Genomic DNA, 14,481 nt, shown 5'->3' on the forward strand with positions numbered 1-14,481 from the left:
GCCGCATCGGTTTACTGCCCGCTTTGTCCTTTTTCCTCAAGACGGCGGATTCGCTCTTCAAGCTGCCGCACGTCTTCTTTTGTCGCCAGTTCAAGCTTGTCGATCACTTGTTTGATTTGCTCGCGCACGAGCCGCTGCACTTCCGTTTTCCGCGCTTCGGTCTGCTGCTTCCATTGATCGATCACTTCCTTCGATTCGTCAAGCGACAGCTCCCCTTTTTTGACAAGCTCGTCAATGATCTTTTCCACTTGTTCTTTGCTTGCAATCGCCAATCCCAGCCCGAATGCCAATCTTTTTTCAAAATGCTCATTCGTTTGCAGCCTCCTTGTGCCATTCTGTTTTCCTTATTGTACCATTCTTTGGAGATCCATGTCGAGCTAGACGGCAGCTCTTTTGTATAGGAGACAGGCTGATGCGGCATGCTATCGTTGGACAACGATTCAAAGGAGGGATTTGATGGCCGACGAACCATTGCATTACGGGGAAGACTATCATTTTATTCCTGCAACGTCTGTAGCAAGCGGCGTCGGAATAAGCGTGTTACCTGACTTGTACTGCCATACGGTCCAAATCGTCAACATTTGCCTTGTCGGCCGTCCTGGCGACGCATTCGTCCTCGTCGATGCGGGGATGCCGGGGGCAGCAGATGATATTATTTCTGCCGTGGAAAACCGCTTTGGCAGCGGTAGCCGCCCGCAAGCCATTATTTTAACCCACGGCCACTTTGACCACGTCGGGGCGTTGATTGAACTCGTCCGGGAATGGAATGTGCCGGTGTACGCCCACAAAGACGAACTGCCGTATTTGACCGGCAAAGCGCGCTACCCGGAACCGGACTCATCCGTTGAGGGAGGGTTCCTCGCCAAAATCTCGCCGTTTTTCCCAAACCATCCAATCCAGCTTGACAACCGCGTCCACCCTCTCCCTGAGGATGGCACCGTCCCGCACTTGCCGGAATTTCGTTGGATTCACACGCCTGGACACACGCCGGGCCACATTTCCTTATTCCGCCCGCGCGATGCGGCGTTAATCGCTGGCGATGCGTTTGTCACCGTGCGCCAAGATTCGCTATATAAAGTGTTGACCCAAGAAACAGAAATTACCGGCCCGCCGCGCTACTATACGACCGACTGGGAAGCCGCCCGCGAATCGGTGCGCAAACTGGCCGCCCTCTTCCCATCGGTCGCTGTTACGGGACACGGCGCCCCGGTGTCAGGAGACGAATTGCGCGAAGGATTGACGAAACTCGCTCGTGATTTTGGCCGCATCGCTGTCCCGGATTATGGGAAGTATGTCCATTGATTGAACGCCCTCCCGCCTACGGTTACGCTAAGGAAAACTTCAAAACGACAAAAAAGAAAGGCTGACCCAAAATGCAAGTGCATTTCAGGCCAGCCCCTTCCGTCATAACAAATGGGCCTAAGTGGACTTGAACCACCGACCTCACGCTTATCAGGCGTGCGCTCTGACCAGCTGAGCTATAGGCCCGTTGATGGAAAAGAAAAATGGAGGGGGACGGATTCGAACCGCCGAACCCCAAGGGAGCGGATTTACAGTCCGCCGCGTTTAGCCACTTCGCTACCCCTCCGTAATCGTGATGCCGACTGCAGGACTCGAACCCGCAACCTACTGATTACGATTCAGTTGCTCTACCAATTGAGCTAAGTCGGCATAATATGAGTAGACCGTGACTCGTTGATTTCTGTTGTGTCCCTTCCTCTTCCAGCCAATTCGATGAAGCGGGATGCGTCGGGACAACTCGAAGCGAATTCGATGAAGCGGACGCTCGTCTCTACCAATTGAGCTAAGTCGGCATAATATGAGTAGACCGTGACTCGTTGATTTCTGTTGTGTCCCTTCCTCTTCCAGCCAATTCGATGAAGCGGGATGCGTCGGGACAACTCGAAGCCGACTCGACGAAGCAGGTGCTCGTCTCTACCAATTGAGCTAAGTCAATATTTATGGCGGAGGAGGAGGGATTCGAACCCCCGCGGGCTGTGACACCCCTATCGGTTTTCGAAACCGACCCCTTCAGCCAGACTTGGGTACTCCTCCATAGCTGTTTGGAGCGATGCGGTCGAGAGGACTTGAACCTCCACGGGGTTGCCCCCACTAGGCCCTCAACCTAGCGCGTCTGCCATTCCGCCACGACCGCATACAATGGAGCGTAGGGGATTTGAACCCCTGACCTCTTCGCTGCCAGCGAAGCGTTCTCCCCCTGAACTAACGCCCCATGATGGTGGAGTATACTGGGATCGAACCAGTGACCCCCACGCTGTCAACGTGGTGCTCTCCCGCTGAGCTAATACTCCACGTTGTTTGCCTAGCAGCGACCTACTCTTGCAGGGGCGCTGGCCCCAACTACCATCGGCGTTGGAGGGCTTAACTTCCGTGTTCGGGATGGGAACGGGTGTTTCCCCTCCGCTATCACCACTAGGCAATGGCGACGATTTCTATTATAAAGCAATCCAAAAGTTTGTCAAGTTTTTTTGTATCTTTATATTTCAGTTCCTTCAGAATCAGAACGACAATGTAAAATTTACTATAAAAAAATGAAAGAGTCAACCCTCTTTTTCATTTTTTTCGATCTTCACTGTCCCTTTCTCTAAAGTTCTTGTCATCCCCTTCTTTATACGCGTATAATAAAGAAGAAGGAACGTACAATAAAGCAGGGCATTGGCGGCCACCAATGCCCTGTCCATACACAGCCGCTGCAAGAAGCGCAGTGGCCCAAGCCTCGGGCATCGTAACCTACCCTCGCCTCGGCCTAGCAGGGTGGGTTACTTTTTGTCTTTGGATACGGCGATCACCGCGACGATGAGTGACGCAAACGCAATCATGAGCGTCAGCGCGTCGGCAATCGACATCATCAGCACCACCCCCTTTCGTTCAGGGAGTGGCCACTGCCCACCCTGCATATGGCTGTGCATGTTTCATTATACCATCAAATCAAACAAATGCGAATATACATTCGCGTCCTCGTTGAAAATTAGGAATGTTTCCCTACCCGAGGTATCCCCCCCACCTTGCCTGTTACTTCGCGCCGCATCTTCACGGCCCCTTCCTCTCTGGTTCTTATAGCCCGCTGAAACTCCGACGTTTTCATCAAGCGCATAAAATCCGCGTTTTTCCGAATAATGATCATAGACGAATCTCGCTGTTCCAAGGAGGAAAAAAGGTGGAACAAGCAAGGCAAACCCGCATTCATGGGCTGTTGTTGCTGATCGTCGCTGCTGTGTTCGTTTGGTCGGCCATTCGTCCAACCAGCTATGCGGTGTGGGCGCTTGAGGTCGCCCCAGCGCTTGTGGGGCTTGTGATCGTGATGGCCCTGTATCAACGCTTCCGGCTGACAACGATGTCGTATGTCATCATCGCCATGCTGGCGGTCCTCATGTTGATCGGCGGCCATTATATTTACTCCAAAGTTCCTTTTTTTAACTGGATCAAAGATGCGTTCCATTTCGAACGCAACCATTATGACCGGTTTGGCCATTTCCTCAAAGGGACGTTCGCCATCGTCCTAAGGGAGATTGTGCTGCGGAAAACGCCGCTGTCGCGCGGCCCTTGGCTTTTCACGATCGTCACAAGCATGTCGCTCGCCATCGCCGCCCTGTATGAAATCATCGAATGGCTCGTCTCCCTCATCTCCAAAGGGGGAAAGGCATCGAAAGACTTTTTGGGCACGCAAGGCGATATTTGGGACACCCAATGGGATATGGTATGCACATTGATTGGGACACTGATTGCCCTATGGCTGCTCTCAAGGTGGCACGACCGGCAACTTGCGCGGTTGGATCAGCCCCGCAGCTAGGCTCGTAAAACAGCGGTCTTCCCTTTCAAAATAGGGAACCGCTGTTTCTATTCCACCTTGTACAAGTAAATCGTCCACGCCGACTCATCGGACGTGAACACGCGGTCCAACACAAGCCTGTTTTCCGCCGCGTTATCGATCGGAACGGCCGAGAAAATGTAGCGGCCGCCCATCTTTTTCAGCTGCTCTGTATTCAATTGCAAGTTCTTCAGCCGCTGTTTCGAGTGTTTCGTGAACATGCACCGTTTTCCAAGTTCTTCAGTGAAGATGTAGCACCGACCGCCCCATTCGTCAAAATACGTGCGGATCGTTTTGCTTTTGGCTAGTTCCTGCTCAATGATTTTGCGGAATTCGTATTTGTATGACAGCGGGTAAAAGTTGTTGTACGTATCGAGCGTGTAAAATCCGTTGTATTGGGCGATGGCGGGGTGAATGCCGATGCTGACGACGCGGTAGTCGGACACCGGGAGCCCGATGTATTGCTTGATTTCTTGGAACTGTTTTTCCGCGTAAAATTGCTTCACCGTCGGCTCGTAGCGGAAGACGATTTCTTCGTTAATCAAAAACACCAAGATCACTTGGGCCGCTAGCAGCCGCTTCGCCCACTTTTCTCCTTTTTCGCTGTATTGCCATACGATTTTCAGCGCCAGCGCAAACTGCACATAAATGACAAGCGGGCGCAAAAAATGAAAGCGGGCAAAGTTAAACGTGTCCAAAAAATGAAACCGCTCGGTAAGCGGCAGCCACCCTTTATAAAACCAAAAGGCGTACCACGCCGACAGGGCGAAATTCAGTCCGAATAGGAAAAGAAATAACCGTTCTTGCTTCCATCGTTTTTTCATGAAAACGAGATACAAGGCCATCAACCAGGCCGGCAAAATAAAAAAGGTATGCTCGGTCATGACGTGATGGTGGCCGAGGATAAAGTTTTTCCACGTCAAGCGGACGCAATGCCAAAACGACAACCGGGCATGGAAGTACTCATCCCGGCTTGTCGGCTCGTCTTCCCATAAAAACGAGTACACAAGCCGGTACTCGACAAGCAAATACAACAGCGTCATGTAAGCGATGGAAGTCAAAAAGCGGATGTTCCACCCCTTCCCGCGCAGCACATCCAAAAGCCAAAGAGTGCCCATGGCGGCAAGAAAGAAAAAGAACCCGAGCACAAAGCTGGAATAAAACGGGAGAAGCGTGAGCGCGACGTAATGTTTCCACTCCCCCTCGCCTTTCCGGATGCTCAAAAACGCCCAGAGCGCAAGCGGCATGCCGAGCGTGCTTAACATCCCCGACGGCCAAAACAGCGTCAGCGCAAATGCGAGCGCCACGCCGATGCGAACAGCCATCCAACGCGGCTCGGGCAGGAAATGCGTTTTCAACAACAAATACATGCCCAAAAATGCCACCACCCTTGTGATCGTTTGGCTGAGCGCATAAGCAGTCATCGTGGGAAATAACGCGTGCAGCCAGACGATGCCGGTCAACTCCGAACCGAGGGCATTTCTTGACAACTTGCCGTTGGCGATTTGCGGAATCTTCGCGTCAAGCGGCCCGGTGATTTTTCCGCTTTCGGAGAGCACCTTATACCAAGCGATATTGGAATCCAAATTATCGTGGACGCGAATATGGGCGTTCTCGCCAAGGAGAAAGAGCGGGGACACGTAAAGGGCGATGAGGCAAAGTGCCAAAAGGAAGAGCCATCGTTCTCTTTGTTCGGCCATCGGCATCACGCTCCCGCCATAGCTGTTCTTGGCCATGAAATCCCTATTGAATACGATGTGCAATAAGAAGAAAATTATTCCATTCTTACATGACTGTCCTCAATATTGTGATGCATTAAAACCATAGCCAAGTTGCACACGCTTTATTTTCCCCTTATCATGGTATACATAAACGAATACATAGAAAGGGGAGCACACCATGCCGAAACAACTCCCTCCCGGCCAATTTGAAACCGAAAAATGGCCGATTTTGCATGAAGGGGACGTGTACGAATTTGATGAGGCGACATGGGAATTTCGATTGTTCGGCGAGGTCAAAAAGGAGGTCTCCTTCTCCTATCAAGAAGTGATGGCGCTGCCGAAAACGATTTCCACCGTCGATATGCATTGCGTCACGACATGGTCGAAATTTGATACGACGTTTGAAGGCATCGCCTTCCGCGAGTTTTTGCGCTTTGTGGAGCTAGATCCTGATGTGAAATACGTGAAAATTTACGGATATTTAAACGGCGACCGGTTCGGCTATTCGGCGAACTTGCCGCTTGAAGCGCTGATGGGCGATGATGCCTTGTTTGTCTATCGATGGAAAGACAAGCATCACGACTGGCAGGACATCTCGCCGAAGCACGGCTATCCGCTCCGTTTCATTCCGCCGGCGACGTTTTACTTATGGAAAGGGGCGAAATGGGCGTCCGGCATCCGCTTTATGAAGGAAGATGAGCCGGGCTACTGGGAAGAGCGCGGTTATTCGATGACCGCCAATCCGTTTAAAGAGGAGCGGTTTGCCGAATCGGCGGCGCGATTCCGCTTTTGGTAACCACTCGGCATCGCCTTACTGCTTTTCTGAACGGACTAACAAAAACGAGGGCTCTTTGATCAAGAACCCTCGTTTTTCAGTGCCATATTTCCGTTATCGTCCGCTCCTTAGCAGCTCATCCCCCGGCTCGAGCACCGGCGGATGGACGTCCACTGTATCGGCGTATTTCAGCCCGGTTCCGGTATTTAATACGACGACCTTCTCCCCATCACGAATCCAACCGCTCTCGCGCAACGTTCGTGCCGCCGCAAACGCCGCCGCTCCTTCCGGGCAAATGAACGCCCCTTCGAGTTCGGCTGCCGTCCGCTGTTCAGCCAAAATCGCTTCATCGTTGACGACAATAGCGCAGCCGTTCGTCTCATACACCGCCTCAAGAACAAGAAAGTCGCCAAGCGCTTTCGGCACATTGATGCCAAACGCCACTGTATGGGCGTTCGGCCAAAACTCCGATTCACGTTTTTTCTCCTTCCACGCCTTGACGATCGGCGCGCAATGCTCGGCCTGCACAGCGACCAGCCGCGGCATGCGGCCGTCCACCCAGCCGAGCGCCTGCAGTTCTTTGATCGCCTTGTAAATGCCGATCAACCCGACGCCGCCGCCGGTCGGATACAAAATGACATCCGGGAGCTGCCACGAGAATTGTTCGGCGATCTCCAGCCCCATCGTTTTCTTCCCTTCAATCCGGTACGGTTCTTTCAACGTCGACGCATCGTACCAGCCGTATTCGCGGATCGCTTTGGCGACGATTTGCCCGGCATCGCTAATGAGGCCGTTGACGAAATACAATTCCGCCCCAGCGATGGCGCATTCCTTTCGCGTCAGTTCCGGCGCCTCAACCGGCATGACGACTGTCGCCTGAATGCCCGCCCGCGCCGCGTATAGCGACCACGCCGCTCCCGCGTTGCCGTTTGTCGGCATCGCGAGCTGTTTGACGCCCAATTCCTTTGCTTTAGAAATCCCAACCGCCGCGCCGCGGGCTTTAAACGTCCCTGTTGGAATAACCCCTTCGTCTTTCATGTAGAGCGCTTCAATGCCGATTTCCCGTCCTAAGCGCGGCATCGGCACAAGCGGCGTCATCCCTTCGCCGAGCGACACGATATGTTCAGGATGCTTTACCGGCAGCAACTCATGATAACGCCATAAATTCGCTTCACGTTCCCTCAGCACATCCCTCTTGACTTTTTGGCGCATCGCCTCCAAGTCGTAAGCGACAAGAAGCGGCGAACCGCATTCGCAAAGTTGATGGATTTGGTCGACATCGTATGTACGTTCACACTTCGGACAATACAGATGAGACACGTAGCTGAATGACATGGTTTGGCTTCTCCTTTCCATTTGTTTCATCCGCACGAGGCAGGAAGCACCTACTTTCGCGTTTCTGACGAGACACTGGCCTTTTCATTATACCATAACCGTCCTCTGCCGCCGGCGCCTGTAATGGCAGCGTCCGTACGCCAACTTTGGGGCATCATAGCGCCAAGTAGGAAATGGTCCCCTCTTTTTTACCGTTTGAAGCCGCATATGGTAAAATAAAACGGAAACCGCCTCTTTTTTCTCACTGCATCGGCGGAATGATTCGCTGATCCAGAAAAACTTATACATAAGGAGATGAACCAATGAAACAGGAACTCATCGAACGCTTCATCCGCTACGCGAAAGTCAACACTCAATCCGATCCAAACAGCCATACGTGCCCATCGACTTCGGGACAGTGGGAGCTGGCGAGAATGCTCGTCGAAGAGCTGAAGGCGATCGGGATGGAAGATGTGACGATCGATGACAACGGCTACGTGATGGCGACGTTGCCGGCCAATACGGACAAAAACGTGCCAGTGATCGGCTTTTTGGCTCATATGGACACCGCGCCGGAATTTACCGGAGCCAACGTCAACCCGCAATTGATTGACTCGTACGACGGCGGGGACATCGTGTTAAACAAAGAACAAGGCATCATCTTGTCGCCAAACGATTTCCCGGAGCTCGCTCACTACAAAGGGCATACGCTCATCACGACCGATGGGACGACGCTGCTTGGTGCTGACGATAAAGCCGGAATCGCCGAAATTATGACCGCGATGAACTATCTCATTCAACACCCGGAAATCAAGCACGGCAAAGTGCGCGTCGCCTTTACGCCGGATGAGGAAATTGGCCGCGGGCCGCATAAATTTGACGTTGCCAAATTCGGCGCCCAATTTGCCTACACGGTCGACGGCGGGCCGCTTGGCGAATTGGAGTATGAAAGCTTTAACGCTGCCGAAGCGAAAATCACGATCAAAGGCAAAAACGTCCATCCGGGCACAGCGAAAGGAAAAATGATCAACTCGATCAAAATCGCCATGGAGTTCGAGCAGCAGTTGCCAGCCCATGAGGCGCCTGAGCATACGGAAGGATATGAAGGGTTTTACCATTTGCTTTCGTTCCAAGGCAGTGTAGAGGAAACGAAGCTTCATTACATCATCCGCGACTTTGACCGCGAACAGTTTGAGGCTCGCAAAGCGAAAATGAAAGAGATCGCGGCTTCGCTTGCGCAAAAATATGGAAACGACCGAATCACTCTCGAAATCAACGACCAATATTACAACATGCGCGAAAAAATCGAGCCGGTGCGCCACATTGTTGACATCGCCCACGAAGCGATGACGAACTTGGGCATTGAACCAAAGGTGAAACCGATCCGCGGCGGTACAGACGGGTCGCAGCTCTCCTACATGGGGCTGCCGACGCCGAACCTTTTCGCCGGCGGCGAAAACTTCCACGGCCGCTACGAATACATTTCCGCCGACAATATGGTGAAAGCGGCCGAAGTGATCGTGGAGATCATCAAGCTGTTCGAGCAAAAAGCATCTTGATCTGCGGAAAAACTCTCTTGAACGATCTTTTTTCGATCGTCCAAGCACAAGCGGCTGCAAGCCCGCCCATTAGGAGTAAAGAAAAGGTGTCCCGAGTCTTTTGGGGACACCTTCTTCATTAGATAAGCGACCGTTCGCCCTTCCATCCTTTTTCCTCGGTCAACACCTGTTACGGAAGCCGGTTGATCCGCCCCTCGATCCGTGCTGAGAACGGTTGCTCAAGACCGCGAATATACGAGACAAGGGCATCCAAATCGACCGGGCCGACCTCGCGGTTTGTCCCATGCGTCAACACCGTGAACCCATCGCCGCCGTCGGCGAGGAAGCTGTTGACTGTCACCGTGTACTCGGCGTCCGGTTTTAGCGGTGTGCCGTCAGGAAGCTGAATGTCAATGACTTTTTCTCCGACCGGCTTGCTGGCGCTCCATGTATAGCGGAGGCCGGAGATTTGCAGCATGCGCGTTTGGGTTGGCTGCCATTGTTGATTCAAAAGCTGGCGGATTTGCGCGCCGGTGAGCGTCATTTTCACGAGCTGGTTGTTGAACGGCTGAACGTTGTACAATTCGCCCCACGTCACTTCGCCTTGTTCAATATCGGCACGAATGCCGCCCGGGTTCATAAAGGCAAAATCGGTTTTCATCGCCGCCCGCTGGGCATCGGCGATCAAATTGCCCAAGGCGGACTCGCCGCTTTCGTTTTGTTCATCGGTGATCGTTTCGGCTGCTGTGCCGACGACTTGATTGACAAGCGGCGCCACTTTCGCTTCATATTTTTCGACGAGGGCACGGATTTCCGGGTCCGGAGTGATGCCGTCATGATAGGTCGTCACGATCTCCGCTTTTTTGGCGACGACGTCTTTCGTACGCGGGTCGATTTTCAAATCGACATCAGAAAACGCCGTGCCGTACGAATACGACTGAACGAGCAGCTTGCCGTCCACAACCGCATTTAAATAGGCATGGTTATGACCGGCGAAAATCACATCGACTTCATCATCGACATTTTTGGCGATATCGACAATTTCCCCGCTTGCGTTTGTCCCATCCGGATTGGATACGCCTGGGTTATGGGCGAGAACGACGATCGTTTGCACCCCTTTTTTCTTCAGTTCCCGGACCGCTTTGTTAATCGCTGTTGCTTCATCGATGAACTTGACTCCCGCGACGCCGCTTGGCGTCACAATCGTTGGTGTTTCCGTGAGCGTGACGCCGATCAATCCGATCGGCATGCCGTTGACCCGCTTAATCACATATGGCGGGAGAATCGGCTTTCCCGTTTGCGCATCAACGACGTTGGCGCTCACGTACGGAAAATCTGCTCCGGCGAAATCGCCGGTCGCCGGGTGATATCCGCCATGGATCAAGCGGAGCATTTCCGCTACTCCTTCATCAAACTCATGGTTGCCAAGGGTGCCGACGTCAAAGCCGAGCTTATTGAGCACTTCGATCGTCGGCTCGTCCTCTAGCAGCGCCGATACCGGCGGGCTGGCGCCAACCGCATCGCCGGCATGGACGAGCAGCGTATTTTTGTTTTCCGCCTCCCGCTGTTTCAAATAAGCGGCTAAATAATCAGCCCGTCCAACTTCCCGCCCGCCGACTTTTCTCGTCACATTCAACTGGCCGTGGAAGTCGTTAATGCCTAACAGCTGCACCTCAATATAACGGTGCGAAGAAGCAGGCGGCTTCCCCTTGCTTTTCCCGTTCCCTGCCGCCCCAACTGGAGCCGCGGCCAGCACCGCTGCAGCAGCCAATGCGGATAGCACCCGTCTTCCCCATCGTTTGGAATTCTTCATTCCCGGTTCCCCTTTCTCTCGCCTTCTCGTTCACTCCCATTATATCCTTGCGAGTCAGTACAATGATAGAGCAGAAAGGATGATTTCTCGTAAATATTTTGTAAATTCACAACTGACTGTTGAGAACAACAGAAACAAAAAAGACCGCCCGATAGAGTCTGTTGATCGGACAGCCTTTCCCTTTTAGCTCGGTGGACAGCCTGCCGTGGGGCGGGTGTTCCCAAGAATCTCCCACCTCGAAGCACAAGCGTAGGTGGGAGAGCGTTCAACCGACCGCGTTTTTCTTGTTTAACGGAGCAACGCGAATGCCGGTCGTCTCCTCAAAATCGTACAACCCGCCCGGGAGATCGGCAAACCGCTCGAGTTCATTGTAAGCCGGAATGCCGTGGTACGCCATATCGAGACCTTCTTCTTCCTCACGCTCTGTCGCCCGGAGCCCGACCGTGCTGTCGCACACATTCGCGATGAGCGCACCGCTGACGAAGCCCCAAACGATGACTGTCAACGCGCCAAGCAGTTGGGTGATGAACAACGACGCATGACCGGTCGTTTTCCGGCCGGATGATCGCTTCAATTTTTTTCATGTTTCCCGCCGCCCCCCTCAACCGTTTCTTGTGTAATAAAACATAACGTATTTATGTTAAAAATTATAACAACTAAAAGAGATGTGTCAAGTATGAGGACAAAGTTTTTTTGCGCGCCGCCTATCGGGCATAACTCGAAGGAAAGCGGATCGGCAGGGTGTCCATCCAAACGACTGATCGCCGTTATCCGTTCTAACACAAAAAAGGTGTTCCGCAAACGATCGGAACACCTTTTTCATCGTATTGTCATTCGACGCTATGCCACGCGAAACGGCCATGAACGTCAAGCCCTTCTCCTTGTTAGATCGTCTCCTTCCCGCGCACGCCGTTGATCGAATAGCTCGCTGTAATGGCGGCATTTAACGAATGGGAAACGGAACAATATTTTTCTTTTGACAACCGAATGGCGCGGACGACCTTGTCTTCCGGCAAATCGCCTTCGAGCGCGTAATGAATATGAATCTCTGTAAACCGCTTTGGGTGGTCATCGGCGCGCGTTCCTTCGACTTCCATCGAAAACGCGCGGACATCAAGCCGCATTTTCCGCAAGATCAAAACGATGTCAATGCCGGTGCAGCCGGCTAAGGCGTGAAGCAAAAGCTCCATCGGCCGAGCGCCTGAATCGTTGCCGCCGACGTCTTTCGCGGCGTCGATCGGAATCACCACACCGGAAGCGCTTTGGCCGCTGAATGACATGTTTCCGTTCCATACAACCGTCGTTTTCATCATGGTCGCTCCTTTCTCATCTGTCCGGGGTCGGACGGACTTTCCGACAGCCCGTTTCTTCTTTTCAGTTTAGCGGCTATGTCCTTGAAATGCAAAATTCCTGTCTACCGTTTTCGCTCATGCATGTTAAAATAGAAACATGCACAAACTTGTTGAGTAAAGGGTGTTTGATTCGATGACCGCACTCATTTTGCTTCTTGCTTATCTTCTCGGCTCGATTCCGTTTGGCCTTCTTGTCGGGAAAATCGGCTACGGGATCGACATCCGCGAACACGGGAGCGGCAATCTTGGGGGAACAAACACGTTCCGCGTGCTTGGGGCGAAAGCGGGAACGATCGTCATTGTCGGCGATATGCTAAAAGGGACGCTGGCGGCGAGCTTGCCGATGCTTTTTTCCGTCCCCGTGCATCCGCTTTTGGCCGGGGCGATCGCCGTGGTCGGCCATATGTATCCGGTGTTCGCCAAATTCCGCGGCGGCAAGGCGGTGGCGACATCAGGCGGGGTGATGCTGTTTTATTCGCCGTTGTTCTTTTTGTCGCTCATCGCCGTGTTTCTTGTCGTCTTGGCTGTTTCACGCTACGTCTCCCTGTCATCGATGGCCGCGGCGCTGTATGCGGTCGTGTACACCGTCTTTTTCACGGACGACATTCCATTGACGGTGGCGGTATTGTTGCTCGCTTCGTTTATCTTTTATCGTCATCGCGCCAACATTCAACGCATCTTGAACAAAACGGAGCCAAAAGTGAAATGGCCAGGCAAACGCTCATGACGACGGACGGAGAAAGGAGTTTGCTGCGTTGAGATTGCCGGAAGCATTTGTCGCGAAAATGAAGAAGCTGCTTGATGAAGAAGCAGACGAGTTTTTCGCTGTTTATGAAAATGAAAAAATCAACGGCTTGCGCGTCAATCCGTTGAAAACCGACCCGGGCGCATGGGCAAAAACGGCGCCCTTTTCCCTTTCCCCGGTGCCGTTTTGCCCGACCGGGTTTTATTATGAGCCGGACGAACAGCCGGGAAAGCATCCGTACCATGCGGCCGGCCTGTATTACATTCAAGAACCGAGCGCGATGGCGGTCGCCGAAGCGCTGCGTCCCGCCCCTGGGGAGAGGGTCCTTGACTTGTGCGCCGCCCCTGGCGGGAAAACGACCCAGCTTGGAGCGATGATGGAAAACAAAGGGCTGCTTGTCGCCAACGAAATCCACCCGAAACGGGTCAAAGCGCTCGCAGAGAACGTCGAACGGTTCGGCTTGACGAACACCGTTGTCGTCAATGAAACTCCCGAGGCGCTTGCCGAGCAGTTTCCGGGCTTTTTTGACAAAATTTTAGTCGACGCCCCCTGTTCCGGCGAAGGAATGTTTCGCAAGGATGAAGAGGCCGCTTCGTTTTGGAGCCCGGCTTATGTGGAAGAATGTGCGGCCAGACAGCGGCGCATTTTGGAAAGCGCCTATGCGATGCTGAAAGAAGGCGGCATTCTCGTCTATTCCACGTGCACGTTCTCTCCGGAGGAAAACGAACAAACGATTGAATGGCTGCTTGAGACGTACGAGGATTTGCAGTTGTTGCCCATTGCGAAAATCGGCGGCATCGAGCCAGGGCGGCCGGAATGGACGAAAACCAATCGATCCGATCTCGTACACACCGCCCGCCTTTGGCCGCACCGTCTGAAAGGGGAAGGGCATTTTGTCGCCAAACTGCAAAAACAGCGGCCCACCTCACCTTGGCGAGGGCGGTGGGCGAAATCGAGCGCGCCAAAAGCCGCTATCCGCCTGTATCGCCAGTTTGAACAAGAGGCATTGCGGACAGAGCGAGACGGCACGTTCGTGTCATTTGGCGCCCATTTGACTGTGTTGCCCGAGCGTTGCCCGGATTTGTCCGGTTTGAAAATCGTCCGCGCCGGGTTGCACTTAGGGGATGTGAAAAAAGAGCGGTTTGAGCCGAACCATGCCCTTGCCTTGGCGTTGCGGACAGAGGAAGCGAAACATGTGCTTGACCTATCGAGCGCGAGCCGCGAAATCGTCCAATATTGGCGCGGCGAGACGCTTTCCACCGGCGGCGACCGCGGTTGGCTGCTTGTGGCCGTGGATGGATTTCCGTTCGCCTGGGGGAAAGAAGTGAAAGGAACGGTGAAAAACTTTTATCCAAAAGGGCTCCGTCTCATCTGAAGCATCGGAAAAGCGGGTG

General features: G+C 53.2%; 13 protein-coding genes, 7 tRNA genes and 1 rRNA gene. 6 read left to right on the forward strand and 15 right to left on the reverse strand.

Going from position 1 to position 14,481, the window contains the following annotated elements; genetic code table 11:
• Positions 1 to 11 precede the first annotated feature (11 nt).
• Entirely contained in the window at positions 12 to 290 is a 279-nt protein-coding gene (locus LG52_RS06725) for a phasin family protein (protein ID WP_231584431.1), read from the reverse strand.
• Between the two features lie 166 nt (positions 291 to 456).
• Between LG52_RS06725 and LG52_RS06730 the strand changes: the two genes are divergently transcribed.
• Positions 457 to 1,302, forward strand: a complete 846-nt coding sequence (locus tag LG52_RS06730) for an MBL fold metallo-hydrolase (RefSeq protein ID WP_044731372.1) — start codon at positions 457 to 459, stop codon at positions 1,300 to 1,302.
• A gap of 112 nt (positions 1,303 to 1,414) precedes the next feature.
• Here the strand turns inward: LG52_RS06730 and LG52_RS06735 are convergent.
• The 9 genes from LG52_RS06735 to LG52_RS20500 all read right to left on the reverse strand — a co-directional run bounded on the left by LG52_RS06735 (position 1,415) and on the right by LG52_RS20500 (position 2,870).
• A tRNA-Ile gene (locus LG52_RS06735) sits at positions 1,415 to 1,488 on the reverse strand.
• A gap of 18 nt (positions 1,489 to 1,506) precedes the next feature.
• Positions 1,507 to 1,588 (reverse strand) — tRNA-Tyr (locus tag LG52_RS06740).
• Between the two features lie 10 nt (positions 1,589 to 1,598).
• Positions 1,599 to 1,671, reverse strand: a tRNA-Thr gene (locus tag LG52_RS06745).
• Between the two features lie 291 nt (positions 1,672 to 1,962).
• Positions 1,963 to 2,055, reverse strand: a tRNA-Ser gene (locus tag LG52_RS06750).
• 17 nt (positions 2,056 to 2,072) lie between these two features.
• A tRNA-Leu gene (locus LG52_RS06755) sits at positions 2,073 to 2,155 on the reverse strand.
• A 6-nt stretch (positions 2,156 to 2,161) separates the two neighbouring features.
• A tRNA-Ala gene (locus LG52_RS06760) sits at positions 2,162 to 2,233 on the reverse strand.
• A 4-nt stretch (positions 2,234 to 2,237) separates the two neighbouring features.
• Positions 2,238 to 2,312, reverse strand: a tRNA-Val gene (locus tag LG52_RS06765).
• A gap of 9 nt (positions 2,313 to 2,321) precedes the next feature.
• Positions 2,322 to 2,438: ribosomal RNA gene (rrf, locus tag LG52_RS06770) — 5S ribosomal RNA — on the reverse strand.
• Between the two features lie 342 nt (positions 2,439 to 2,780).
• On the reverse strand, positions 2,781 to 2,870 hold the full coding sequence (locus tag LG52_RS20500; RefSeq protein WP_021322622.1) for a putative holin-like toxin: 90 nt from the start codon (positions 2,868 to 2,870) through the stop codon (positions 2,781 to 2,783).
• A 308-nt stretch (positions 2,871 to 3,178) separates the two neighbouring features.
• On the opposite strand from LG52_RS20500, the gene LG52_RS06775 reads away from it, so the two are divergent.
• Positions 3,179 to 3,811: a DUF2238 domain-containing protein gene (locus LG52_RS06775; RefSeq protein ID WP_044731373.1), complete on the forward strand. Its 633-nt coding sequence runs from the start codon at positions 3,179 to 3,181 to the stop codon at positions 3,809 to 3,811.
• A gap of 47 nt (positions 3,812 to 3,858) precedes the next feature.
• On the opposite strand, the gene LG52_RS06780 is transcribed toward LG52_RS06775, so the two are convergent.
• Positions 3,859 to 5,529, reverse strand: coding sequence for a DUF6044 family protein (locus LG52_RS06780; RefSeq protein WP_044733136.1), 1,671 nt, complete (start codon positions 5,527 to 5,529; stop codon positions 3,859 to 3,861).
• 199 nt (positions 5,530 to 5,728) lie between these two features.
• On the opposite strand from LG52_RS06780, the gene LG52_RS06785 reads away from it, so the two are divergent.
• Complete coding sequence (locus tag LG52_RS06785) at positions 5,729 to 6,346, forward strand: sulfite oxidase-like oxidoreductase (protein WP_044731374.1); 618 nt, start codon at positions 5,729 to 5,731, stop codon at positions 6,344 to 6,346.
• A gap of 93 nt (positions 6,347 to 6,439) precedes the next feature.
• On the opposite strand, the gene LG52_RS06790 is transcribed toward LG52_RS06785, so the two are convergent.
• Positions 6,440 to 7,660: a threonine synthase gene (locus LG52_RS06790; protein WP_044731375.1), complete on the reverse strand. Its 1,221-nt coding sequence runs from the start codon at positions 7,658 to 7,660 to the stop codon at positions 6,440 to 6,442.
• Between the two features lie 302 nt (positions 7,661 to 7,962).
• Between LG52_RS06790 and pepT the strand changes: the two genes are divergently transcribed.
• A complete protein-coding gene (pepT, locus tag LG52_RS06795; protein WP_011231254.1) occupies positions 7,963 to 9,198 on the forward strand; it encodes a peptidase T in 1,236 nt (411 codons plus the stop codon).
• Between the two features lie 169 nt (positions 9,199 to 9,367).
• On the opposite strand, the gene LG52_RS06800 is transcribed toward pepT, so the two are convergent.
• The 3 genes from LG52_RS06800 to LG52_RS06815 form a co-directional block, all read right to left on the reverse strand.
• Entirely contained in the window at positions 9,368 to 10,990 is a 1,623-nt protein-coding gene (locus LG52_RS06800; RefSeq protein ID WP_011231255.1) for a bifunctional metallophosphatase/5'-nucleotidase, read from the reverse strand.
• Between the two features lie 265 nt (positions 10,991 to 11,255).
• Complete coding sequence (locus tag LG52_RS06805) at positions 11,256 to 11,564, reverse strand: ammonium transporter (RefSeq protein ID WP_020279617.1); 309 nt, start codon at positions 11,562 to 11,564, stop codon at positions 11,256 to 11,258.
• 310 nt (positions 11,565 to 11,874) lie between these two features.
• Positions 11,875 to 12,300, reverse strand: a complete 426-nt coding sequence (locus LG52_RS06815) for an OsmC family protein (protein WP_011231257.1) — start codon at positions 12,298 to 12,300, stop codon at positions 11,875 to 11,877.
• A 175-nt stretch (positions 12,301 to 12,475) separates the two neighbouring features.
• Between LG52_RS06815 and plsY the strand changes: the two genes are divergently transcribed.
• A complete protein-coding gene (plsY, locus tag LG52_RS06820; protein ID WP_011231258.1) occupies positions 12,476 to 13,069 on the forward strand; it encodes a glycerol-3-phosphate 1-O-acyltransferase PlsY in 594 nt (197 codons plus the stop codon).
• Positions 13,070 to 13,097: 28 nt separating this feature from the next.
• A complete protein-coding gene (locus LG52_RS06825; protein ID WP_020279614.1) occupies positions 13,098 to 14,462 on the forward strand; it encodes an RsmF rRNA methyltransferase first C-terminal domain-containing protein in 1,365 nt (454 codons plus the stop codon).
• Positions 14,463 to 14,481 lie beyond the last annotated feature (19 nt).

Source organism: Geobacillus kaustophilus (assembly GCF_000948285.1).
GTDB lineage: Bacteria > Bacillota > Bacilli > Bacillales > Anoxybacillaceae > Geobacillus > Geobacillus thermoleovorans_A.

What these genes read in the sequence shown, in the direction of transcription:
- LG52_RS20500 (WP_021322622.1), bottom strand. Translation starts at nt 2,870, where the DNA reads ATGATGTCGATTGCCGACGCGCTGACGCTCATGATTGCGTTTGCGTCA.
- LG52_RS06780 (WP_044733136.1), bottom strand. Translation starts at nt 5,529, where the DNA reads ATGGCCGAACAAAGAGAACGATGGCTCTTCCTTTTGGCACTTTGCCTC.
- plsY (WP_011231258.1), top strand. Translation starts at nt 12,476, where the DNA reads ATGACCGCACTCATTTTGCTTCTTGCTTATCTTCTCGGCTCGATTCCG.
- LG52_RS06815 (WP_011231257.1), bottom strand. Translation starts at nt 12,300, where the DNA reads ATGAAAACGACGGTTGTATGGAACGGAAACATGTCATTCAGCGGCCAA.
- LG52_RS06800 (WP_011231255.1), bottom strand. Translation starts at nt 10,990, where the DNA reads ATGAAGAATTCCAAACGATGGGGAAGACGGGTGCTATCCGCATTGGCT.
- pepT (WP_011231254.1), top strand. Translation starts at nt 7,963, where the DNA reads ATGAAACAGGAACTCATCGAACGCTTCATCCGCTACGCGAAAGTCAAC.
- LG52_RS06730 (WP_044731372.1), top strand. Translation starts at nt 457, where the DNA reads ATGGCCGACGAACCATTGCATTACGGGGAAGACTATCATTTTATTCCT.
- LG52_RS06790 (WP_044731375.1), bottom strand. Translation starts at nt 7,660, where the DNA reads ATGTCATTCAGCTACGTGTCTCATCTGTATTGTCCGAAGTGTGAACGT.
- LG52_RS06785 (WP_044731374.1), top strand. Translation starts at nt 5,729, where the DNA reads ATGCCGAAACAACTCCCTCCCGGCCAATTTGAAACCGAAAAATGGCCG.